Raw genomic sequence first — 21,999 nt, forward strand, 5'->3', positions numbered from 1 at the left:
GATTTAATGTTCAATGTTGAGAATTATAGCTTGAAAAGGCTTCATTTTTATGGAATGTTCAAATAATTCGGCATCAGAATAATTATTGATCAATATAGAACAGTTGCTCCAGTCATCTTTGAGTTTTATTTCCGAAGTTTCTTTAGAAAAGTTTAACAGAATGAGCACTTTTTTATCACCCAAAACCCTTGTATAAGCATAAATATCAGGATGTTCTGGTGCTTGGAGTTCATATGCGCCATACACCAAAACGGGATTTTGCTTTCGGAGATCTGTCATTTTTCTGAAGTGGTTAAGTACAGAGTTTGGATCAGCGTTTTCATCTTCAACATTGATATCTGCAGTATTGTCATTCACAGGAAGCCATGGTGTTCCATTGGTAAAACCTGCATGTTCGGAATTGTCCCATTGCATGGGGGTTCTTCCGTTGTCTCTGGAGCCAAAGTTCAATTTTTTCATAAACAGTTCCATATCCTCTCCTTCGGAAAATGCTTTCTGATACCCATTGATTGCAGCAATATCCTGATACTGTGATATGGAATCAAAATCAATGTTGGTCATGCCCAGTTCATCCCCGTAGTAGCAATAGGGCGTGCCGCGCATGCTGAGTATAAACGTATTCAGGAGCTTGGTAGAGGCACTTCTGAACTCTTCACTGTCGTTGCCCCATCTGCTCACCATTCTGGCTTGGTCGTGGTTGGATAGAAATATGGAGAGCCAACCATCTTCGGCAAATTCCTTGTCCCATTTGGTAAACACCTCTTTCATGGTCTTCAGGTCGTACCCTCCATATTTGGGAACGTCCACACCTTCAAAGGCATAGGCCATGTTCAACTCGTTACGGTTTTGATCCACCAGTTTATGGGCATCTTCAAAATTTCTTCCGGCCCCTTCGGCAACGCTCATCACGTCATATTTACTAAAAACCTCTTCGTTCATTTCTTTCAAATAGTCGTGCAATCCGTCTTGCATGGCGTAATATTGAATGAAGTCCTCTTCGAACCCATCCGGGAACTTAGGGTAAGTAGTGTCTTTCGCGGCAAACTGAAAAGCATCCAAACGGAATCCGTCCACGCCTTTGTCGGCCCAAAACTTCATGATGTCGTAGACCTCTTGACGTACTTTGGGGTTGGACCAGTTGAGGTCGGGCTGTTTTTTAGCGAAGTAATGCAGATAGTAGGCATCAGTCAGCGAATCGTATTGCCATGCATCGCCTTTGGCATCGAACAAACTGTAACGATAGGGTGGTTCACCCTTTTCGGCCGGCCACCAGTGATAATAATCGCGATAAGGGTTATCTCGTGAACTTCTGGACTGTTTAAACCATTCGTGCTCGTCACTGCTGTGGTTAACTACAATATCCATTACTAATTTGATATCCCTTTGATGCATTCCAGCGAGCAAACTGTCAAAATCCGCCATAGTGCCGAATTCTTCCATAATATCCCGATAGTCGCTTACATCATAACCGTTGTCGGCATTGGGAGATGTATAGATGGGATTCAGCCACACAGCGGTTACACCCAAACTCTTGATGTAATCCAACTTTTGAATGATACCTTTTAAATCACCGACGCCATCTCCATCCGAATCCTTAAAACTTCGGGGGTAGATTTGGTATACTATGGCTTCTTTCCACCATTTGGCATTTTCTATAGGCGGATTACTCTTTTCATTGACCTTCTCTTTGCATGAAAAAGCAATCAAAAAGAAAGAGCAAATCATCAATTTGATCAAGGAACGGTTCATAACGTTTCATTTATGTACAGATATCCTTAAAGGTAAAGATTTGCTCCTTATTGTTATAGTTATCGGAATTAACCTAATCCATGCTTATGGTAGATTTTCCGTTATCTTGTAAAATAGCGTTCACCTTTGGAAGTTCGTTCTCCAATGCACTGTTCAGTTTGGCCATGTGGCCATTCAACTCTTCAGTTAGTTCTTCGTATACCACGTAGGCGGCATCGGTTGGTCTGGCATCTCCGTTTTCAATACTTCTTTGCAAGGCATTGAACCTGTTGTTCAATTTGATGGGGAAGTTCAATGGATCTTGCCCAGATTGGTTTTTGGTTTGATAGAGGTCTTCCTCAATCTCGGTAAGCGTTCCCATAAAATCTTCGGAAAGCTTTTTGAATTTTCTACTGGAAACACCTTTACCCAAACTATCCATTTGTTTGCGGATGCTTCTTATTTGAATGACCGCTTCATTGGCAATAGTGGCTTTATCAGTGATTTTTGAAGCCAATTCAAACTGCTTCTGAAGGTCTTCCACGGTAATACCTTTCAAGTTAGGGTCCATTTTTATCTCGAATGGATAGCTTTTAATGACTTCGGGCCCCACTTTCATTTGAATGGTATAAGTGCCAAGTGGGGCTTTGGGTCCAACTTCTGCAGATGCTCCCCAAATAATTATGCCATCAAAAGTAGTGGGGCCAGGATATCTTAAGTTCCAGGTAAAGGTATTGATGCCTTTTGCCGTAGTGGGTTTGGTACTGCTAAAACGACTCCACCACGATGAACTTCCATTATCTTCATATTTTGTTTGGTTCCCTCCAAACGATTCAATGAGGTTGTTGTCGGCATCAAATATTGAAAAAGTGACCGTGTCCACTTGCTCTTCCAAATAGTACTGGAAGTTGGCATTGTAAATACCTCTAATGGCATCTGTCGGTTTAAAGAGTACATTTTTTTGACTTTTTAGATTTTCAGAATATTCCCTAAAAGGTTGGATGTCGTCCAAAATCCAGAACCCTCTACCATGGGATCCCAAAACCACATCGTTGTCCTTGATGACCAAATCTCGAATTGGGGTGTCAGGTAAGTTCAATTGAAGCGATTGCCATTCAGCACCATCGTTTATGGAAAAATAAACCCCGTGCTCGGTAGCCAAGAACAATAGGCCTTCTCTTTTATGGTCCTCACGAATAGCTCTGGCGAAATGCCCATCTTCTATTCCAGTAATGATTTTGGTCCAGGTTTTGCCATAATCGTGTGTTTTAAAAACGTATGGTGCTCTGTCATCCACTTGGTACCTGTTGGCTGCCACATATAAAGTTCCAGGATTGTGAATGGACTCTTCAATAATGCTCACTCTTGAATATTTTGGTAGGTCCTCTGGGGTAATATCCTCCCAGTTTTCACCACCATCTCTTGTGATGTGAATCTTGCCATCATCGGAACCGGCCCAAATGGTATTGATATCATGGTTGGATGGTGCCAAAGCAAATACGGTGGCATAAATTTCTGGTCCATTCATATCCATGGTTAAAATACCTCCAGTTTTGCCCAAAGTTTCCGGGTCGGCATAGGTAAGGTCTGGGCTTATCTTTTCCCAGGTCTGACCGTCATTGGTGGTTTTCCAAATATGTTGGGAACAGGTGTACATTACGTTGGGGTCTTTTGGAGCAAACATAATGGGGAATGTCCATTGCCAGCGCTCTGGTAATGCACTGGCAGGTTCACCAGAGAAAAACCGCGGATATACTTGAATATCCCTGGTTTGACCATTGCTTCGGTCGTATCTTGTTAATAATGCTCCTTGACTTCCTGCATAAAAAATATCCGGGTTGGTCGGGCTTTGGGTAATCCAACCACTTTCACCACCACCAACGGCATAGTACCATCCGTGATTTGGTCCTCGAGCTTGTTTAAAACCCCATCCATCACTTGGCATGGCCAAAGTGGAATTATCCTGCTGGGCACCCGCCACATGATATGGAACATCACTAGTGGTCATTACATGATAAAACTGTGATGTCGGATAATCTTGTTCCGTCCAAGTTTTACCTCCATTGATACTGACTACACCGCCTCCATCATTGGAATTTATCATCCTGTCCGGGTTGTTGGGGTCAATCCAGAGGTCGTGGTTATCGCCGTGAGGGGTAGTTATTCTTTCATCAAATGTTTTACCTGCATCGGTCGATTTAAAGAAACCTACATTTAAGCCATACACCACATCTTTATCCTTAGGATCGGCATAAATTCTTGAGTAATAAAAAGCACGTTGCCTCAGTTTACGTTCGTTGTTGGTCAATTCCCAAGTCTTTCCTGCATCATCAGAACGGAAAACGCCACCTTCGTTAGCTTCTACAATGGCCCAAACTCGGTTGGAGTCTACTGGGGATACGGTCACCCCAATTTTACCAATGGGACCTTCGGGCATTCCCGGGTTCTCGGTAAGGTCTGTCCAAGTTTCTCCACCATCGGTAGACTTCCATAGTTTACTATCGGGACCACCACCCCACATTTTCCATGCTTTACGGTACACTTGCCATGTGCTGGCATAAAGTACATTGGGATTGTTACGGTCTATAATCAAATCGGCAGCCCCTGCTTTATCGCTTACGTAGAGCACCTTTTTCCATGTTTCACCTCCATCTACAGATTTAAAAACGCCACGTTCTTCATTATCGCCATAGGGGTGTCCCAATGCAGCAACGTAAACGATATTTTCATTGGTAGGGTCTACTCGAACTCTGGAAATGGCTTGCGTCTCCTCCAGTCCTAGGTGTGTCCATGTTTCACCTCCATCAGTGGTTTTGTATACTCCATCACCTTGGGTGATACTTCCTCGTAATTGTGTTTCGCCCATCCCAATGTAAACCACATCTGGGTTGGTTTCGGCTACGGCTACGGCTCCCACGGAGGAGCTGGTTATTTGGCCATCGGTAACAGATTCCCATGTGTTTCCACCGTCAATGGTTTTCCATAAGCCACCGCCCGTAGCACCGAAGTAGTATTCGTTTGGTCTGGATGGACTTCCTGAAGCACCCAAGGAACGTCCCCCTCGGTTGGGGCCAATATTTCTCCATTCAAAACCGCTGTAAAAACTGGTGTCGATGGTAATAGGGGATGCATTTTGTGCGTTAATAAATAATGTTGAAAAGAGCATGGAGAGTAGCGTCCATGTTTTCAGAGAGGTTGTTGGCATTCTCATGATGTCAAGGTTGGTTATGAGTAGTTAAAATAAAGACACAATTTAATCAATATGGATGAGAAAATTTAGCCAAATCAACCCAATCCTTGCATATTTTGAGCCGTTCTAAAGAATTTACTGCGTTTTATTGGATACTATTTAAAAGTATAATTCTTCAAGGATCACCCCATAATCGTGTTGCAAGTCTTCGTGAAGCAATGGAATTTTTTTGTTGATGTAATCCAATTGTCGGTTGTATAGGTTTTTTAGGGTAGTATTTCTGTTGATGGATGGCCGAAAGGATTTCAATTTTTCACAGAAGTACAGCAATAGTTCCACTTCGGTGGCTTTGTTTCCCGAATAGCGAATATACTTTTTGATGGTACGAAGTATTTTTCGAACACTTTTTTTGATGTAGAAATAGCTGTTGATGTTGATTTCGGCGAACATTTCATCAACTTCCTCTTTTACGGTTTCAATGTACCCTTCCTCACTGTCGGATTCAAAAAGTAAATAGGTGAGCAATTCCTTGTTCTCCTTTTTGAAGCGTGCCAAGCGCAAACAAAGTTGCATGGTCTCTTCCTGGGATTTAAACTTCAGTTCTTTTTTGAGTTGTGCAACGGTAGCAGCTTTCATAATCAATTATCTTAAATAAGAAGCTCCGTTTACATCGATAATAGTTCCAGAGGAATAGGCCGCTTCTGATGATGCCAAAAACAAAATGGCATGTGCCACTTCTTCGGGTTGGGCCATTCGTTTAAAAGGAGATTCACGAAGCAGATTTTCGCGCTCGGCAGGAGTCAGGGTTTCTTTGGCCATTTCGGTTTCGGTGAACCCAGGGGCGACCACCCCAACATAAATATGGTGCGGCGCCAATTTTTTGGCAAGGGATTGACTCATAGAGTTCAGAGCAGCTTTGCTGGCCCCATAGGCCGGCTTGGTAGGTTCGCCACGAAAGGCACCACGGGATGATACGCTTACAATGTGCCCGCCACCTGTTTTCATCATGGCTTTTGCCCCCCAGTAACACAAATTGGCCACGGCGAAAAGGTTGGTTTCAAAAGTCTTTTCCCATGCGTTGGTCCAATGGTCAAAATCGACTTTGTCAATTTCGTGGAAAATGGAAATGCCAGCGTTGTTCACCAAAACATCCAATTGACCATAGGCTTTTACAAAATCTTCAATCAAGGCTTCTGTTTCGGCCTTTTGTGAAATATCCCGCTTAAAAAGCTGATGTCCCTCACCGGGCAATTCTGTCAAGGTTTGTTGGGCAACATCATCATTGCTTCTATAATTAATGCCCACTTTGGCTCCTTTTTTGGCAAATGCCATTGCGGTTGCTTTTCCAATGCCTCGTGAGGCACCAGTAATCAATACGTTTTTTCCGGTGAAATCCATAAATTCAATCTTGATGTTCCAAAGATACTAGGAATGTATCTTCTTGACCCTTAAAAAGAATTGAACTACCTTTAATTCACACCAAATATTACCTAAGCAAAAAGATGAGCAAAAGAAAACGGCATTGGTTATGGAATGTTTTGATAATTCTGACTTTGGCACTTTGTGTTTTGGTTTTTGTGGAGCACTACAAAAATTGGCACAAGATAGAGGAGGGGAGCTTTAAAATATTTTCGGGAATCTACTATCAAAAAATACCTTTAACGGAATTGGACAGTGTGCTATTGGTAGATAAGTTGCCGGAAATGGAACGCTCCAGTGGGTTTTCTTGGATGGAAAAGGAAAAAGGTGTTTTTATGGATTCCATATTCCAGACCAAAGTGTATGTTTTTGTGGACGATTTATACCAACAAAAAATAAAATTGGTCCACCACGATTCCCTTAAAATGTATGTGAATCTTCGTGATAGCCTTGAAACTGAGAAATTATTCTCAATTTTGCAGACCGAATTGTTGAACAACACAGAAACTGCCAAAGGAGTCCAATAGATATGAAGGTCTTTATTCTTTTACTGTTATTGCCCGTTTTGGGTTTCTCCCAGAACACACTATCCATCAAGGTAAATAATGTAGGTTCAATAAATGGAAGTGTAAAAGTTGCAGTTTACGATTCCGATGAAGCTTTTTTGTCTTTTGATCATGTTTTGAAGGCAAATAGCGTAGCTGCGCATAAAGGCAGTGTTGTATTGCATATACCAAACCTTCCTCCAGGGGAATACGCCTTGGCCGTATTCCATGATGAAAACGATAATGGAAAACTGGACACCAATTGGTTGGGAATTCCTAAAGAAAAGGTGGCATTTTCCAATGCCAAAATGAAAACTTTTGGTCCGCCAAAATATCGGGAATGTACTTTTAAGATGAGTTCCGATTACGAAATTCACATTGATTTATAACAAAACTTAGGACAATGGAAACAATTTTTATGGCTCAATTTATGGGAGCTTTATTCGGACTTTTGGCAGTGATTTTTGGTGCTTTTGGTGCCCATGCCCTAAAAAAGAAATTGACCCCTGAACTGCTTCAAAGTTTTGAGACAGGGGTCAAATATCAGATGTACCATGCCATTGTACTATTGGTTTTGGGCTTTAATCTCAGTTTTGATAAGCCCTTGGATTCGGCTATTGTAAACTTTTTTATTTTTGGTACATTGTTGTTTTCCTTTAGTATTTATGCCTTGTGTTTGGGCGCTGCAAAAGGCAATAAACCACGTTTTTTAGGACCTGTTACTCCGATTGGAGGTTTGCTTTTGGTTGCGGGTTGGGCCTTGTTGCTCTACTCCTTTGTTTCCAATTTGATTTAGAGCCTCAAGTACAGATTTCCGTTTATGGTGTTCAATTTTAGGCGGTGGGTAGCACTATCAAATCGACCTTCCACTTTTTGTCCCACATAACGATCGGATACGGTCAGGTTCATATTCTCATCGGCATAAATATTGCCGTTCAAGGTTTCCGCAACCAGTCTCGAATTCTTCAACACCAAATCTATTTCACCATTGATGGTCTGAAGGTCCATATTGCCATTATATTTTTTGATATCAATGTCGCCATTGATCAGTTCAGCTGTAAAATCTCCTTCTATGATCTCCGATATAAGGTCTCCGTTAATGCTGCTCACTTTGAACGTTGCGTTTTTGGGAACGTATAGGACATAATTGAACTCGTAGGTGTCATCCGAAAAATAGTACCCCTTTTTATTGGGTCTGGTTTTGTCCCATTCTTCCTTAAAAGCATCAAATACATATTCAACATTGGAAGCAATATTTAGGGAGCTGGAACTTTCATCAATATCGAGTTTATATTTATCCAAATACTTCCCGTCTTCAATAGTGATATCCGCCTTAAAATAAACGGTTGATTTATCCCATGTTTTCACCTCGATGTTATTGGCAAATTTTACATCCAAATCAATGGATTGCCCTGAGTAGTTAAAGCTTTTTTCAATAATTTTTTGTGCACTTAAGGATAAGGTTGCCAATCCCACAAATGCGGTGATGATAAATTTTTTCATGACTGTACGTTTTTTGATTTTATTTGATTGAAGATTATTTTTTTCTTAGGTACATGTTTCCGTTGGTGGATTTTATGGAAATTTTTACACCACCACCGTTGATTGATGCCTTAATGTCTCGTCCCAAAACTGATTTAAGTCCGTTCTTGTCCTCAGCCTTTATGTCAAAGTCCGTGTACACATTCCCATTTAGGGTGCTTAGGGCCAAGTGGGCTGGAGTGCTGCCGGGAAGACTTACGTCGACTGCACCGTTGGTGGAGTAAAGGGAAATAGGAGAGTCTTGTTTTACTTTTCCGAAAACTACTTCCAGTTGACCATTCAAAGAATTGGCCGTAACAGGTCCGTTTACGTTCCATATTTTTACACTGCCGTTTAACTGGGCATCTGCCTCAATTTCTCCTGAAAAACCATCGATTTCAATATCACCGTTCCACGTGCTTTTTACGGCAATATTTTGTGAAGCAGGCAAATAAATTTCAGCTCCCTTGCTCTTTCTTAAGTTGTAAACAATTAGCGTGTTGCCGTCTTGCACCACGGAAAAACCTACGTTGGTGTTATCCGTGCCACCTTCGCCGACCAATTTTAACCCTTTGGCCTTTTCCGGTGTTTTAACCTCGGGTCCGGACTTGATCAGAAGTTCGTTGGCACTATGGGTTTTTACAACAATGTCGGTTTTGGAATCTATTTTTACCCATTGGATTCCATTTAATGACTTAGTGTAATCGGATTGCGCTTTAGCAATGGTGCCCATAAACAGGGCCATTAAAATAAATGTGAATTTTCTCATGATTTTCGCTTTTGATGTTTATGATATACTTGGCAATACTGCCCTGATTTGCTCTTTTATAAAGGGTTGTGTGTCTTCTTTTTCCAATAATTTTTTCATGGGCTCAGCCGCTTTTTTCTCCTGTATCTTAACCAATGCCTGGATGATGGCCACCTGAATACTTGGGTTCTTCTCTTTTTCCAAAGCTTCAATAAAGGTGCTTTTCACAGTTTCGGAGGAGGTAAACTTGACCAATGCTTCGAAGGCGGTCATACGAACATTATCGTTATCATCATAGAGTAATCGGTTACTCAATGCTTTGATGATAGCTGCATCGGGCTTTTCAAATTCCTCGATATAATTGACTCCTTGAATTCGCTTGCTCGCGGATTGATTCTCCATGAGCGATAGCATGGCTGTTTGTTTCATCTGATTTGTTTCATCCTGTAACTGAGCAATATCTTGGTCTACCTTTCTTTGTTGAAACAAGCTTCCCATTTGGAAAGAGGCCACGAGTATCGCAATACTAGCTGCAATTTTTAGCACATTGTTTGTCCAATTGGAAGAAGGTTTTGATTCCATTTGAACCACTTTGCCCCGATTCATTTTTTCTTCCTCAAGGGCTGTTTCAAACTTGGTTTTAAGTCTATTCGTAGGTGTTGGAATTTCTTCTTCAAAAACATTGAAAAAGGCTTTCATTTCCTCCACTTCTTTTTTGCAATCAGCACATTCTGCTATGTGCTGTTCGAACTTTGCTTTTTCGGACATATCCAACTTGCCATCCAGATAATCTGGTATTTGGTCAAAAACATGTTGCTTTTCCATGGCTATATACTTTCTAAATAAATATTCTTCAACTTTTTTAAAATTCTGCACACTTTGGTTTTCATGGCGCCCGGGGTGCTCCCCATTATTTCCGCCAGATCTTCGTACCTAACTTCCTTATACCGGTTAAGGATTACCAATTCCCGGTCGTAAGGATCGAGCTTGCTCAGGGCATATTGCAAATGGGCGTTGTTTTCGGAAATATCATTTTCCTCTTCCACTGCCTTATACGCCAAAACCTCAATGTCATCATGTGGTCTGTGGTTCCTTGTGTAATGTGTTTTTAGACTGTTCCTTGCTATCGTGAACATCCAAGACAAGAAAGACCCATTTTTGTATGAGTTCCGATACTTGATCAGTTTGTAAAAAACATCCTGTGTAAGATCTTCGGCCAACATGCTATCACCCGACATTTTGTACAGAAAATTGTACACGTGTTTGTGGTGTCGGTCAAAAAGGTCCTTGAGCAGATCCAAGTTGCCTTCAGATACTCTTTGCATGATAATCTCATCTGAAAGTGTTTCCAAATGCTGTTTTTTAGTTGGCGTTTAACTTATATAGTCAGGAAATTAAGAAAGGTTACACGAACGAGTGAAAAAAATATTTTTTTCTGAGTTTTAGGAAAGAATAAGGGTTTGTAAGCCTATTGATAGGTGGTTACTTTAATAACGCCACTAGCGCCTCTTGAGCCAAATTCTGCGGCTTCCGAACCGGTTAGGGCATCAATACTTTTTATAGTCGGACTATCTACCAATTGTTCAAGAGATTTAAATGAATTGCCCAAAATAAACCCGTTTAATACATACAATGGCTCGGTCGCAGTTCCAGAGATTTGGTTTGCCGACTTCATAAAATATGGTGTACCGCCTCTAAGGGTGATTCCGGGCAAACGCCTTATCCTGTCCAGTAACGGAATGGTTTTGTTGTTTTTTTCGGCTATTTCTTCGGAAAGATTCTTGTTGTAAACGGTGTTTTTGCTTGAAGAGCAACTACCCAATATTGAAAGAAATGTTAGAAAGAAAATGAATGCAAGGTTTTTCATTAGAATAAAATTATCCTACAATCTATCGATTTTTGATGAATAGAGGATATAAAAATGGCTAGTAAATCAACTGCACCCACAGTTGTCTTGTCCACATGAATTGGAATTACTGTTCCCTTTGTTTAAGAGTGACTTGGGAAGCAAAAATTTCCAAACCAAATAGCCTGCTGCGATAATTAGAGTTCCGTATGCCAATATTTGTTGAATCATCTTTGGATTAAATTAGAATTTGATAGGCTATCAATGCTATAATATAGGCAAAAACACTCATAAAGCCCAATTGGATCATAGGCCATTTCCAAGAGTTGGTCTCTCTCTTTACAATGGCGAGGGTGCTCATACATTGCATGGCAAAGGCATAAAACAGCATTAAAGAAATACCAGAGGCCAAATTGAACAATGGCTTGCCGGATTCATCCAATTCAGCAGCCATTCGGTTTTTAATGGTTTCTTCTTCATCGCTTCCCACACTGTAAATAGTAGCCAAAGTTCCCACGAACACTTCACGAGCAGCAAAGGAGGTCAAAACCGCAATTCCAATCTTCCAATCGTAACCCAAAGGTTTTACGATGGGTTCAAAGGCTTTTCCTGCTTGACCGATATAGGAATGCTCCAATTTGTAACTGGCTATTTCCTGGGCGACAGCTCTTTCGGAAAGCTGTTCGGTAAGGACCTGAACGGAATCCTTTAGTATACTTGGTTCCAAATCTTCTGCCTCAACGGATTCTCGATACGATGCTACGTTGTTCTGGATATAATTTTTACTGTAGATGCTCAATCCCTGTTTCTCGATTCTTTCAGTAACAATGCTCTCGGCATTTTCAAAATCATCGGAATAGCCGTTGGAACCTAAAAACCATAATACTATGGAAATGGCCAAGATGATTTTACCTGCACCCAACACAAAGCTCTTTGTTTTCTCAATTACAGTGTAAACTACATTTTTTAACAAGGGTAGTCTATAGGTCGGCATCTCTATCATAAAAACCGACCTGCTTTTTATTTTTAGAATTTTGTTCAGAGCCATGGCAGATAAAAGTGCCATTCCAAATCCAATCATGTACAGTAACATCAAGGTCAATGCTTGATAGCTAAGACCAAGAAAACTCCCTTCGGGAATAACAAGGGCGATCAGTATTAAGTACACGGGTAATCTGGCAGAACATGTGGTAAACGGTGTCACCAAAATAGTAATCAGTCTTTCTTTCCAATTTTCTATGGTACGTGTGGCCATAATAGCGGGGATGGCACATGCATTTCCAGATATTAGGGGCACAACACTTTTTCCGCTCAATCCAAATGGCCGCATTAAACGATCCATTAAAAAAACTACTCGGCTCATATATCCCGATTCTTCCAAAAGGGAGATGAAAAGAAATAAAAATGCTATCTGAGGTATAAAAATGACAATTCCACCAATACCTGCAATAATACCTTCGGCCAATAAATCAGTAAACAGACCTGCAGGAAGCGTATTTTTCACCCATTCGCTGGCCATGGCAAATTGCTCATCAATAAAATCCATGGGATACCCACTCCAATCGAAAATGGCCTGGAAAATGGTTAGCAGAATTACAAAGAATATGAGGTAGCCAAATACTTTGTGCGTAAGAATCTTGTCCATTGAAGCGCGCAAACCTTTTGCAGCCATAAAGTCGACCTTATAAGTTTCTTTCAATATGTTGTTGATCAACTGGTATCGAAGAACGGTTTCCTTATGCTGTAATTTTTTTAGCTCATCCTTTGATTTAGTGGAGAAATCCGTAGCATCCTGGATCCGCTTTTTCTCTATGGGCATAAAGTTCACATCCTGCGTGATGACCAACCATAATTTGTAAAGGTCTTCTTGTGGAAATGTCTTTTTAAGACGGTCAAAATATTCAGGAGAAATTCTGGTCGGATCCAAAACTGGTTTGGAAGAAATACTCTTGTAGTCGGCAATAAGTTCTTTGACACGTTCAATTCCCGTGCGCTTTCTTGTACTTACCAATGCAATTTTGGTGTCCAACTTTTTTTCCATGGCCTCAACATCCAACGAAATCCCTTTTCGGGACATCCGATCTGCCATGTTTATGACCAAAATGGTAGGAATCTTAAGGTCCTTTATTTGAGTGAAAAGAAGTAGGTTCCTTTTTAGGTTTTCTACATCGCTGATGACTACAGCGACATCTGGATAGTCCTTATCGTTTTTATTGAGCAAAAGTTCAACCACCAAGCTTTCATCTAACGAAGTGGTGTTTAAACTATAGGTGCCAGGAAGGTCGAGTATGTGTGCCTTAACTCCTCTGGGAAGCTTGCAGATACCTTCTTTTTTCTCTACGGTAATTCCAGGATAGTTCCCAACTTTTTGTTTGAGCCCTGTAAGCTGATTAAAAACTGAGGTTTTACCTGTGTTGGGGTTGCCGATAAGGGCTACATTGATGTTTTTGCTCATTTGGCCTGCGTTTCTTCAATAATATCCAGCTCGATGAGTTCTGCCAAAGATCTTCGTATTGCCAAATGACTTCCGCTGAGGTTGATGTAGATGGGATCGTTCAATGGGGCAATTTGTAAGAGTTCCACGCTGTTACCGGGAAGGCAACCCAATTCCATTAATTTAATAGGTAGGGTATGTTCGGTAAAATCCTTAATTATACCCTTTTGTCCATATCGTAAATCTGCTACGGTCGCCACTGTATTTATTTAGAATAAATTTAATTAAGAGCAAAAATAAATAAAAAAGGGAACTTTACCTTGTATTTGGTGATAAAGGTATCCCAGACTATTCTAGGTAACTGGCTTCAAGTATTTTGATATCTTCAAGAAGCCTTTTTATATCTTCACGATTAGTGCCGTCATAAAACCCGCGAATTCTTTTTTCCTTGTCCACCAGAATAAAATTTTCAGTATGAACCATGTCAAACGGACCACCGTCCCCATCAGTTTTTACAGCTAAGTACGACTTTCTGGCCAACTCATAAATCTGCTTTTTGTCACCAGTGACCAAATTCCATTTGCTATCAATCACACCTTTTTCAAGTGCATATCTTTTTAGTTGTGCAACAGTATCTATTTGTGGAGTTACGGAGTGAGAGAGAAGCATAATATTAGGGTCGTCTTTGATAGCTTCCTGAACTTCGCCCATGTTCTTCGTCATAATGGGACAAATGGTAAGGCATGTGGTAAAAAAGAAGTCGGCCACATATATTTTATCCTTATAGTTTTCTTGCGTAATGGTGTCCCCATTCTGGTTGACCAAAGAAAAATCGGCTACTTTGTGGTACTTTTTAGTGTAATGTAAAGTACTGTCCACTAATGATTTGTCCACCATTGAAGGTTGATAGACCGGAAGCATTTTTTTTGGTTGCAAAGCATCATAAAAGAGGTATACTATTATCGCCGAAAGTGCCAACATTACGATTCCGAACAACTTGTACTTTGCAAAAAATGATCTCATGGTTACAAAATTACGGCCCAAATGGCTATTCGTCAAGGAGAAAGCCATGTTTTGTTGCTAAATCTTTCTTAAATAGTAAGGGGGAATAAAATTGAGGTTTTTTTATCAATACCTAAAAGGTTACTTTTGTTCGTTTTAAGAAAATAAGACGAATGACCCCTATAGTTATAAAGACCATACAATTCTTTTTGAGCTTATCGCTTCTAATCGTGCTACACGAGCTGGGACACTTTATCCCGGCGAAGCTTTTTAAGACCAGGGTGGAGAAGTTTTATCTCTTTTTTGATGTGAAATTTTCGTTGTTCAAAAAGAAAATCGGTGAGACCGTTTACGGTATTGGTTGGTTGCCCTTGGGCGGATATGTGAAGATTTCAGGAATGATCGATGAGAGCATGGACAAGGAGCAGATGAAAGAAGAACCAAAACCTTGGGAGTTCCGAAGCAAACCAGCTTGGCAACGATTGATTATAATGCTTGGCGGGGTTACGGTCAACTTTATTTTGGCTGTAGCCATTTTTATTGGTCTAGTATTTACTTATGGAGAAGAATATATAGCCAACGATAGCCTTAAGGATGGTATCTGGGTTACCGAGAAAAGTTTAGGTGATGAATTGGGAATCCAAACTGGTGATAAAATTTTATCCGTAGATGATAAGAAGATAGAAGCTTTGCAACAAGTACTTCCGGAAATGGTATATGGAGAAAAGTATACCATTGAAAGAGACGGACAGGTTATTGAAAAGGAAATTCCGGTCGATTTTATCGAGACCTTGTCCGAGGATAAGGAAAAGGCTCGTTTTATCTATTACAGGATTCCATTTTACGTGAATAATGTTCCGGATACTTCCCAAAACAAAAATGCGGGCTTTAGACCAATGGATGAATTTGTGGCCATAAATGGAGCGCAGGCGATTTATCGAGATCAAGTAATGAACCATCTTGAAAACAATAAGGGTAAAGACATAGATGTACTTGTTCGCAGGGAGAATGGCACTGAAGAGCATGTTACCGCTAAGGTTAACAATAATGGAAAGTTGGGAATTGTTACAGCTCCGATAACCATGGACGATTTGCAACAAAAGGGATACCTGAAGGTTGAAACTTTAAAATATTCCTTTTTGGAGTCGATACCCGCTGGTTGGAACAAAGGCGTAAAAACGCTTACGGATTACATAAAAGGGATGAAGAAAATATTCAATCCTGATACCGGTGCCTATAAAGAAGTAGGTGGATTTGCCGCTATTGGTGGTATGTTCCCAGATACATGGAATTGGCCTGCATTTTGGGCTACAACGGCATTTATATCTATTATTTTAGCCTTTATGAACATTTTGCCTATTCCGGCATTGGACGGTGGGCATGTGGCCTTTTTGTTATACGAAATGGTAACCGGACGCAAACCTAGCGACAAATTTTTAGAGTATGCCCAAATGATAGGGTTCTTTATTCTAATAGCTCTATTGCTATTTGCCAATGGAAACGATTTGTATAAATGGCTTTTTAAATAGAAAAGCAATTTTTTTGTTTGTGGTGTAAAAAAGAATCCATTATATTTGCACCCGCTTAAGGTAAAATATTCCTCCTTAGCTCAGTTGGTTAGAGCATCTGACTGTTAATCAGAGGGTCCTTGGTTCGAGTCCAAGAGGGGGAGCAGGAATAGAAATCCAATACTAGAAACAGTGTTGGATTTTTTTGTTATGGCAAACTTTGTTCACAATCCATATTTTCAAAAATAAAAAACTGAACACCTTAATTTATAGAGTGTTTTTAATGAGAAGACAACGTTTGGGGTTCACACTTGAGCTACTTCGCCAAACAACATAGACCAATCCTCCATTCGATTATATAAAATCTGCTTGCAAAAGCCCGTAATAAAGCAAATCGACCAAATCCCCTGAGGTTGTCCTGTAATCATCTCTTAACAACCCTTCTTTTTTAAAGCCTGTTTTTTCTGCAATGCCGATAGCCGAGGTATTTGTTGGATGCGTCCTTAAAAAAAGTTTATGAAAACCATGCTTTTCAAAACAGTGTTGGCAAACAAGATAAAAGGCTTTGGCAGCTATTCCTTTGCCTTCATGCTGCACATCTATAAAAAGTCCCATTTCTGTTTTTGGGATGTTCCAATCGATATTTTTTAGATCAATGAATCCTGCAATGGTACCGGAATTTACATCAATAATTATATAGGGGAAGTACGCTTTGTTCTCGATTTTTTGTTCCACATCGTCAAGAAAGTTTTTGGTGGCATCAATGGTTTGGGTCTTGGCCACGATACCGGCAAAAAAATTCTCTAGCCTACTTTGGTTGTTTTTCATTAAATGAAAAAAATCATCAAGATCTGATGCTTTAAGGAGCCTTAAAGAATAATTATCAAAATTCATTTCTGAAGTTACTTATAGTTTTTTATGTAATTGTGCATCAATGTTATTACCATGCGGGAAGAACCCAATATGCTTTTCATGGCCATTATTAATGACTGTAGCAATATACGGCTTATCCCCGGACCAACTATTGCTCCAACGATTGGAATTGTTCTAATATCATAATCGTTCCCTTGTCCATTTTTATTGATGCTTGGTCCATTCCCAGGTAAAAGCCGCCTGTGTTTACTTGATTGCTTCCCCTTTTATTTGAGGTGTAATCGGTATAAATGGCGAATAAAGATGGTACGATTCTATATGCAGGGAATTGAATCCTGCACGTTCCAACAAAACCTTAGTATCCCGATTTGTATTGCAGCCCTCAAAAAACCAGTGCCAAGGCTTGTGGATTATGTTTTGAATAAAAGCCAATACAGAGTTTTCATTAGCTTTTACATGTTCTATAAAAACAAATTTCCCCGATGGTTTTAGAATGCGTTTAATTTGGTCGATACATTGATTGGGATCGGCAACGGAGCAAAGTACCAAGGTACATACCACAAAATCACAAGAATTTGATGGAAGGTCTATGGATTCCCCTACCAAGGTTTTAATTTCCAATTCGATCCCATATTTATCAGCGCTTTTTTTTAGGTTCTTGTGCATGTGCACATTGGGTTCTATCGCTATTAAATGTGTTCCCTTTTTAAAATAGCGCATATTGGCACCTGCCCCAGGACCTATTTCAACGACTGTTTGAGGGTGGTTTTTGAAAAGTTCCCTTTTTGAATTTCCGAACAAATGGTCCATATAGCCCGAGAGCATCTTGAACATCCAGGAATTGATGGGGCCAAGAATGATGTTGTTTTTAAATACTGTACTCATTTTAAAGATTGTTTTTGTTTTTATAAAGGTCGCCTTGCAAGTATTTAAGTCCAGAGTCGCATATAACGGTCACTACTTTTTTTCCTGGCCCAAGAATTTTTGCCCTTTGCATTGCGGCCCATACGTTTGCCCCGGAAGTAGCTCCTCCAAAAATGCCTTCTTTTTGGGCAAGTTCTCTGGCTGTTCTATAGGCGTCTTCGTCCGATACGGCAATAATGTCATCTATTAGATCTTTTCTTAAAATTGATGGGGTAAAGGAAAGCCCAATACCTTCCAACTTATGAGTGCCACTGGTGTCTCCGCTCGATATGTTCCTAACATGCAAGGGTTCCACAGCGATAGTTTTTAGATTGGGCATCTTTTCTTTTAATATTTCGGAGTTGCCCGAAATGCAACCTCCACCTCCAACAGCCATTACAAACTCGTCGATATGGGTTCCCAATGCTGAGATAATCTCGTTGGCCATTCCATAGTAGCCTTTTTTATTGTCGGGATTGTTGATTTGGTCCGTCCAAAATGTATTTGGTTCATCGATTAACTCTTTGGCCCTGCTTATCATTTTATTGATGATTTCAGCGGTCAATTTTCCATTTTTGGCCGGAATAATTTCCACGGTGGCACCAAAAGCTCTCATGGTTTGGATTTTCTCTTCGGCAAAACCATCGGAAGAAACAAAATGGGCCTTATATCCTTTGTTGGCACAGATCATGGCCAAAGAACTACCAGTACTTCCACCGGTATATTCGACCACTTTATATCCATTTTTTAATTCACCTCTTTTTTCGGCACCCTCGATCATGGCAAGGGCCATCCGATCCTTCATACTACCTGTAGGGTTTGCCCCCTCAAACTTTACATATATATCTGCACTGTTCTCATCGGATAGCTTGTTCAGTTTAATAAGTGGAGTGTTTCCTATTGCGTTCATGTGTTTCTATTTTTTTAAGTATTGAAGAATATCGGCATAAATTATATCACTTCGGTTTTTGTAAAAATCTTTCAAAATAGCAGTATGACCTTGCCCGAATAACACCAAGACCCGGTCTCCCGGCTCCATAAGGGAATCGATATGGTACATTATTTTAAAGTTTCGCTCCCACCATTTAGCCACCACCTTAGAACCCACATAGTTGTCTTTTGAACCCATTTTATTGATGTATTCCAAATAGACATTTCTATTCAGGGCATCATATTTATTGCTATTTAGAAACGCAAAAAATTCTTTAAGGGTCAATTTGTTATAGGCATTTTGCCAAACATCCATCACTTGAACTTTCATGTCGGACATTAGGTTTTCAAACAGTTTAGTTTGATTTGTCTTGGTGAGAAAGGTCATCAGGCTATCAAATGGAAGATCTAATCGATAATCTGCGGGATACACATTTTTATGTCCCATTTTAGCGGCCAATCGAAAACCAATTTGCTGTCTTTCATTTTTGGTCAGTGTATGGAAGCCACTCAAATAAAGTTGGTAGGTCGAATCAATACCCATAGCACCGTAGGGGTATTCCAGAATAACTTTAGTGGGCTTGTAATCTGATAGTGCCTGTACCAATGCTACTATTTCATTTTGCCGTTTTGGAGCGTCAAGGTCATCTGTTTTCAAAGACATGGCGTCTGTTGAACCAGCGAAATGAAATGTTCCCAGTAGCGCAATGGTTGGTTTGCGCTGTGTTTGATCAATATCTGATTGGGCTTTGGCAATATTGCAGAAAATAAATAATGAGATGAAAAGTAAATACGTTTTTTTTATGATATAAAATGATTGATGGTCCTTGTTCATGGGTTTAAATCACTCCTTTTGGGACTTGAAACATCCTTGAACAAAAGCATTTCTTTTACCCTACTTGAAGCGCCCTCGTAAAAGCCTGTTTCTTTTTGATAGTCTTTCGGGTTTTCAAAAGTTCCAAATAGTATATCTATTAATGGGATATCCGCATAATTGTTTCTATGTATGTTCTTTCCATGGTGAATGGAGTGGCTTTCTGGTCGTTGGACAATATATCCCAGCCAATGAGGGGTTTTTATATTGGCATGTTGAAAAAAGGCCAAAAAGTTGACTGCTAGTAAAACAATCGTAATGGATGGTGGAGATATTCCAACAAATAAAGCTAAACATAAGCTCCCCATCAAGGTGAACCCAATCGCATCCAATGGGCTATGAAATAGGGCGCCATAAGTGTCCAGACGCTCAGCGCTGTGATGCATTTGATGAAATATCCGCCAAAGAAAATCAAACTTGTGCATTGCTCGATGATACACATAAAGGCCCAATTCGTAAACCAATAACCCGATAATTGCGCCTGGAATTAACCCAAATTGACTTAAATCCAATAGCTGGTATTCAATTAAGTACGGGTCGGTCAGTAAGGGAAGATAGGTGGCTACTAAAAAGAAGATCATAAAAAAGGTAAGCCCCCTTAATTTCCAGTATTTAATCTTGGGTAGCGCTCTAGCGGGAAATAGGGATTCCCATACCATCAAGAATACATAAAACCCAAGTACGGTTATTGAGAGCGGGTCAAGTAACACCTCTAATGGTGATGGCAATTGTGAAAATAAATTTTGCATGGGTCTTTTATATTTTTAATTATTAAACAGACTAGACGGTACAAATATAGAATTAATTTTAATTATACCAACTAGTCTGTTATAATTTGTGAATATTTAATATATTTGTTTTTATGGCAAGAGATGGAAAACCGACTCGGGACAAAATCCTAACCGAAACGAAGAATTTGGTATTTTGTAATGGATTTTCTGGTACTAGTATTGATCAAATACTTGATAAAACTGGGATAACCAAAGGTGCATTCTTCTATCATTTTAAGACTAAAAATGCATTGGCAAAAGCTTTGATAGAGACATATGCTGAGGAAGATATGTCACATTTGGAGTCGGCTTTACAGGAAACCGAATCGTTAAAAGAAACCCCTTTAAAAAGGCTTTTGCAGTTTGTTCAGCTATTTATAGATATGATGATGACCCTAAAAGAACCGCCCAGTTGTTTATATGCTTCCTATTCGTATGAGTCAAATCAATTTGATCAGGAAACCATGGATATTGTTTCGGACTCTATTCTGGAATGGCGGAATACCTTCACAGAACTTCTTAATAAAGTATTAGTGGAGAATACACCAAAAAAGGATATTGATGTACAATCGTTGTCCGACCAGTTTGTCGTAATTTTTGAAGGGGCTTTTGTGGTTTCCAAGGCTCTCAACGATTCCGATATAACGGCCAAACAATTACAACATTTAAAAAACTATTTGGAACTACTATTTGATTAAACGGGTAGTTCACACTAAACATAAAGTAAATTGCAAATGAAAAAATCCATAAGCGTATTGCTCGTACTATTACCGCTATTCATTTATGCTCAAAACTCTGAGTACAACCTAAACTCTTATTTGGATGAAGGAGTCAAGGCGCCAAACACCCATTACATAGGTGAGGCATGGTTAAATGGATTGTTACGCGCCGATGAAAATCTTAATTACAACATAACCAAAGCAACTTTTAGAGCAAACTCAACTTTGGATTGGCATAAACATACTTCACCTCAAGTCATCATCATTGTTAAAGGTGAAGGTTATTATCAAGAAAGAGGAAAGGAGCCTTTAATTCTTAAGGTTGGGGATGTAATCAAGTGTAATCAGGATATTGAACATTGGCATTCATCTACCAAAGAACATGACGTTACTTATTTGGCAATTTATAGCGGGGAAACAATATGGACCGAAGTACTTTCCCAAGAAAATTACGATAAAGTAGCCGAAAAGTTGAAGAAGAATTGAACTACTGTTCTATTTGCTAAGTAGAAATCAACAGAAGTATTATTGCATAAACACTACCTGTAATTTTGAATCATAGGGGAACATCAAAGCAATAACAACCAATATCGATGGCCTTTTTTGGACATCTACTTCTATTTAAATATTGAAGAAGCAGAAAATTTAGCTCATACACAAAAACTTGTTTCTTTAGGACAGATTAAATGTTGTAAAACACATCTGTTCTATCCTTTCTTTTCTAATAATCCTTCTTCTTGTAAAGACTTTAGTGCCTTATGGTACATAGGTTACCCATTAAGTTTATAACTGCTATTACTAATGCTCTTAGGTTAAGGACCTTAATGGAAAAGAGTGGCTGTGCTATTGGTTTATAAATACATGCGTAAGAAAAAACGATAAAAAACGTCTTATAAGACATCGTTTATCTTATTTTTGTTTCTCAACTAAACCAACACTATGAAAAATAAAAAGCAGCAAATTTATACAACCATAGCTATTCTAATATT

General features: G+C 39.6%; 23 protein-coding genes and 1 tRNA gene. 7 read left to right on the forward strand and 17 right to left on the reverse strand.

Features of this window, described 5'->3' with window-relative positions; translation table 11 throughout:
- Window positions 1-3 precede the first annotated feature (3 nt).
- The 4 genes from D2V08_RS07305 to D2V08_RS07320 form a co-directional block, all read right to left on the reverse strand.
- Window positions 4-1,749 (reverse strand): glycoside hydrolase family 13 protein, encoded by a 1,746-nt coding sequence (locus D2V08_RS07305; RefSeq protein WP_220473385.1) that lies wholly within the window; start codon window positions 1,747-1,749, stop codon window positions 4-6.
- A gap of 73 nt (window positions 1,750-1,822) precedes the next feature.
- Complete coding sequence (locus D2V08_RS07310) at window positions 1,823-4,939, reverse strand: VPS10 domain-containing protein (RefSeq protein ID WP_119607389.1); 3,117 nt, start codon at window positions 4,937-4,939, stop codon at window positions 1,823-1,825.
- Window positions 4,940-5,077: 138 nt separating this feature from the next.
- A complete protein-coding gene (locus D2V08_RS07315; protein WP_119607390.1) occupies window positions 5,078-5,554 on the reverse strand; it encodes a hypothetical protein in 477 nt (158 codons plus the stop codon).
- 6 nt (window positions 5,555-5,560) lie between these two features.
- Complete coding sequence (locus D2V08_RS07320) at window positions 5,561-6,316, reverse strand: SDR family NAD(P)-dependent oxidoreductase (RefSeq protein WP_119607391.1); 756 nt, start codon at window positions 6,314-6,316, stop codon at window positions 5,561-5,563.
- Between the two features lie 104 nt (window positions 6,317-6,420).
- Here D2V08_RS07320 and D2V08_RS07325 point away from each other — a divergent pair, with 104 nt between their 5' ends.
- Genes D2V08_RS07325 through D2V08_RS07335 form a run of 3 tightly spaced genes read left to right on the forward strand, consistent with a single transcriptional unit; the run spans window position 6,421 to window position 7,678 of the window.
- On the forward strand, window positions 6,421-6,864 hold the full coding sequence (locus D2V08_RS07325; RefSeq protein WP_119607392.1) for a hypothetical protein: 444 nt from the start codon (window positions 6,421-6,423) through the stop codon (window positions 6,862-6,864).
- Between the two features lie 2 nt (window positions 6,865-6,866).
- Entirely contained in the window at window positions 6,867-7,271 is a 405-nt protein-coding gene (locus D2V08_RS07330; RefSeq protein WP_119607393.1) for a DUF2141 domain-containing protein, read from the forward strand.
- A gap of 14 nt (window positions 7,272-7,285) precedes the next feature.
- Window positions 7,286-7,678 carry a DUF423 domain-containing protein gene (locus D2V08_RS07335; protein ID WP_119607394.1) on the forward strand — a complete coding sequence of 131 codons (393 nt, stop codon included), beginning with the start codon at window positions 7,286-7,288 and terminating at the stop codon, window positions 7,676-7,678.
- Here the strand turns inward: D2V08_RS07335 and D2V08_RS07340 are convergent.
- The 8 genes from D2V08_RS07340 to D2V08_RS07375 all read right to left on the reverse strand — a co-directional run bounded on the left by D2V08_RS07340 (window position 7,675) and on the right by D2V08_RS07375 (window position 14,454).
- Window positions 7,675-8,385 carry a DUF4097 family beta strand repeat-containing protein gene (locus D2V08_RS07340; RefSeq protein ID WP_119607395.1) on the reverse strand — a complete coding sequence of 237 codons (711 nt, stop codon included), beginning with the start codon at window positions 8,383-8,385 and terminating at the stop codon, window positions 7,675-7,677. The genes D2V08_RS07335 and D2V08_RS07340 overlap by 4 nt on opposite strands.
- Before the next feature lie 34 nt (window positions 8,386-8,419).
- Window positions 8,420-9,172: a DUF4097 family beta strand repeat-containing protein gene (locus D2V08_RS07345; RefSeq protein ID WP_119607396.1), complete on the reverse strand. Its 753-nt coding sequence runs from the start codon at window positions 9,170-9,172 to the stop codon at window positions 8,420-8,422.
- A gap of 18 nt (window positions 9,173-9,190) precedes the next feature.
- Window positions 9,191-9,976 (reverse strand): HEAT repeat domain-containing protein, encoded by a 786-nt coding sequence (locus tag D2V08_RS07350; RefSeq protein ID WP_119607397.1) that lies wholly within the window; start codon window positions 9,974-9,976, stop codon window positions 9,191-9,193.
- Between the two features lie 2 nt (window positions 9,977-9,978).
- A complete protein-coding gene (locus D2V08_RS07355; RefSeq protein ID WP_147374079.1) occupies window positions 9,979-10,503 on the reverse strand; it encodes an RNA polymerase sigma factor in 525 nt (174 codons plus the stop codon).
- A 116-nt stretch (window positions 10,504-10,619) separates the two neighbouring features.
- On the reverse strand, window positions 10,620-11,018 hold the full coding sequence (locus tag D2V08_RS07360; RefSeq protein WP_119607399.1) for a TonB-dependent receptor plug domain-containing protein: 399 nt from the start codon (window positions 11,016-11,018) through the stop codon (window positions 10,620-10,622).
- Window positions 11,019-11,235: 217 nt separating this feature from the next.
- On the reverse strand, window positions 11,236-13,452 hold the full coding sequence (feoB, locus tag D2V08_RS07365) for a ferrous iron transport protein B (RefSeq protein ID WP_119607400.1): 2,217 nt from the start codon (window positions 13,450-13,452) through the stop codon (window positions 11,236-11,238).
- A complete protein-coding gene (locus tag D2V08_RS07370; RefSeq protein ID WP_119607401.1) occupies window positions 13,449-13,691 on the reverse strand; it encodes a FeoA family protein in 243 nt (80 codons plus the stop codon). Before D2V08_RS07370 ends, feoB begins: the two co-directional genes overlap by 4 nt.
- 88 nt (window positions 13,692-13,779) lie before the next feature.
- The gene (locus D2V08_RS07375) at window positions 13,780-14,454 is read right to left on the reverse strand and encodes an SCO family protein (protein ID WP_119607739.1); all 675 of its coding nucleotides are present in this window, start codon (window positions 14,452-14,454) and stop codon (window positions 13,780-13,782) included.
- 152 nt (window positions 14,455-14,606) lie between these two features.
- On the opposite strand from D2V08_RS07375, the gene rseP reads away from it, so the two are divergent.
- Together rseP and D2V08_RS07385 are read left to right on the forward strand one after the other, a co-directional pair.
- Window positions 14,607-15,962 (forward strand): RIP metalloprotease RseP, encoded by a 1,356-nt coding sequence (gene rseP, locus D2V08_RS07380; RefSeq protein WP_119607402.1) that lies wholly within the window; start codon window positions 14,607-14,609, stop codon window positions 15,960-15,962.
- Between the two features lie 69 nt (window positions 15,963-16,031).
- A tRNA-Asn gene (locus D2V08_RS07385) sits at window positions 16,032-16,105 on the forward strand.
- 190 nt (window positions 16,106-16,295) lie between these two features.
- On the opposite strand, the gene D2V08_RS07390 is transcribed toward D2V08_RS07385, so the two are convergent.
- From D2V08_RS07390 to D2V08_RS07410, 5 genes are all read right to left on the reverse strand, one after another.
- Window positions 16,296-16,835, reverse strand: a complete 540-nt coding sequence (locus D2V08_RS07390; protein ID WP_119607403.1) for a GNAT family N-acetyltransferase — start codon at window positions 16,833-16,835, stop codon at window positions 16,296-16,298.
- A 225-nt stretch (window positions 16,836-17,060) separates the two neighbouring features.
- Window positions 17,061-17,699, reverse strand: a complete 639-nt coding sequence (locus D2V08_RS07395; protein WP_119607404.1) for a class I SAM-dependent methyltransferase — start codon at window positions 17,697-17,699, stop codon at window positions 17,061-17,063.
- Between the two features lies 1 nt (window position 17,700).
- Window positions 17,701-18,627 carry a PLP-dependent cysteine synthase family protein gene (locus tag D2V08_RS07400; protein WP_119607405.1) on the reverse strand — a complete coding sequence of 309 codons (927 nt, stop codon included), beginning with the start codon at window positions 18,625-18,627 and terminating at the stop codon, window positions 17,701-17,703.
- 6 nt (window positions 18,628-18,633) lie between these two features.
- The gene (locus D2V08_RS07405) at window positions 18,634-19,482 is read right to left on the reverse strand and encodes a DUF5694 domain-containing protein (protein ID WP_119607406.1); all 849 of its coding nucleotides are present in this window, start codon (window positions 19,480-19,482) and stop codon (window positions 18,634-18,636) included.
- Window positions 19,479-20,270 carry a sterol desaturase family protein gene (locus tag D2V08_RS07410; RefSeq protein ID WP_245980530.1) on the reverse strand — a complete coding sequence of 264 codons (792 nt, stop codon included), beginning with the start codon at window positions 20,268-20,270 and terminating at the stop codon, window positions 19,479-19,481. The genes D2V08_RS07405 and D2V08_RS07410 overlap by 4 nt, the downstream gene beginning before the upstream one ends.
- Before the next feature lie 113 nt (window positions 20,271-20,383).
- On the opposite strand from D2V08_RS07410, the gene D2V08_RS07415 reads away from it, so the two are divergent.
- A complete protein-coding gene (locus D2V08_RS07415) occupies window positions 20,384-20,989 on the forward strand; it encodes a TetR/AcrR family transcriptional regulator (protein WP_119607407.1) in 606 nt (201 codons plus the stop codon).
- 36 nt (window positions 20,990-21,025) lie between these two features.
- Entirely contained in the window at window positions 21,026-21,496 is a 471-nt protein-coding gene (locus D2V08_RS07420) for a cupin domain-containing protein (protein ID WP_119607408.1), read from the forward strand.
- Window positions 21,497-21,999: the final 503 nt, after the last annotated feature.

Origin of the sequence: Flagellimonas lutimaris (genome assembly GCF_003581615.1) — a bacterium.
Lineage (GTDB): Bacteria > Bacteroidota > Bacteroidia > Flavobacteriales > Flavobacteriaceae > Flagellimonas > Flagellimonas lutimaris.

Excerpts from the sequence above, each read along its gene's own strand:
- D2V08_RS07340 (WP_119607395.1), bottom strand. The coding sequence starts at position 8,385 with ATGAAAAAATTTATCATCACCGCATTTGTGGGATTGGCAACCTTATCC.
- D2V08_RS07360 (WP_119607399.1), bottom strand. The coding sequence starts at position 11,018 with ATGAAAAACCTTGCATTCATTTTCTTTCTAACATTTCTTTCAATATTG.
- D2V08_RS07420 (WP_119607408.1), top strand. The coding sequence starts at position 21,026 with ATGAAAAAATCCATAAGCGTATTGCTCGTACTATTACCGCTATTCATT.
- D2V08_RS07375 (WP_119607739.1), bottom strand. The coding sequence starts at position 14,454 with ATGAGATCATTTTTTGCAAAGTACAAGTTGTTCGGAATCGTAATGTTG.
- D2V08_RS07335 (WP_119607394.1), top strand. The coding sequence starts at position 7,286 with ATGGAAACAATTTTTATGGCTCAATTTATGGGAGCTTTATTCGGACTT.
- D2V08_RS07400 (WP_119607405.1), bottom strand. The coding sequence starts at position 18,627 with ATGAACGCAATAGGAAACACTCCACTTATTAAACTGAACAAGCTATCC.
- D2V08_RS07315 (WP_119607390.1), bottom strand. The coding sequence starts at position 5,554 with ATGAAAGCTGCTACCGTTGCACAACTCAAAAAAGAACTGAAGTTTAAA.
- D2V08_RS07325 (WP_119607392.1), top strand. The coding sequence starts at position 6,421 with ATGAGCAAAAGAAAACGGCATTGGTTATGGAATGTTTTGATAATTCTG.
- rseP (WP_119607402.1), top strand. The coding sequence starts at position 14,607 with ATGACCCCTATAGTTATAAAGACCATACAATTCTTTTTGAGCTTATCG.
- D2V08_RS07305 (WP_220473385.1), bottom strand. The coding sequence starts at position 1,749 with ATGAACCGTTCCTTGATCAAATTGATGATTTGCTCTTTCTTTTTGATT.
- D2V08_RS07390 (WP_119607403.1), bottom strand. The coding sequence starts at position 16,835 with ATGAATTTTGATAATTATTCTTTAAGGCTCCTTAAAGCATCAGATCTT.
- D2V08_RS07330 (WP_119607393.1), top strand. The coding sequence starts at position 6,867 with ATGAAGGTCTTTATTCTTTTACTGTTATTGCCCGTTTTGGGTTTCTCC.
- D2V08_RS07345 (WP_119607396.1), bottom strand. The coding sequence starts at position 9,172 with ATGAGAAAATTCACATTTATTTTAATGGCCCTGTTTATGGGCACCATT.
- D2V08_RS07350 (WP_119607397.1), bottom strand. The coding sequence starts at position 9,976 with ATGGAAAAGCAACATGTTTTTGACCAAATACCAGATTATCTGGATGGC.
- D2V08_RS07405 (WP_119607406.1), bottom strand. The coding sequence starts at position 19,482 with ATGAACAAGGACCATCAATCATTTTATATCATAAAAAAAACGTATTTA.
- feoB (WP_119607400.1), bottom strand. The coding sequence starts at position 13,452 with ATGAGCAAAAACATCAATGTAGCCCTTATCGGCAACCCCAACACAGGT.
- D2V08_RS07320 (WP_119607391.1), bottom strand. The coding sequence starts at position 6,316 with ATGGATTTCACCGGAAAAAACGTATTGATTACTGGTGCCTCACGAGGC.
- D2V08_RS07310 (WP_119607389.1), bottom strand. The coding sequence starts at position 4,939 with ATGAGAATGCCAACAACCTCTCTGAAAACATGGACGCTACTCTCCATG.
- D2V08_RS07395 (WP_119607404.1), bottom strand. The coding sequence starts at position 17,699 with ATGAGTACAGTATTTAAAAACAACATCATTCTTGGCCCCATCAATTCC.
- D2V08_RS07410 (WP_245980530.1), bottom strand. The coding sequence starts at position 20,270 with ATGCAAAATTTATTTTCACAATTGCCATCACCATTAGAGGTGTTACTT.
- D2V08_RS07415 (WP_119607407.1), top strand. The coding sequence starts at position 20,384 with ATGGCAAGAGATGGAAAACCGACTCGGGACAAAATCCTAACCGAAACG.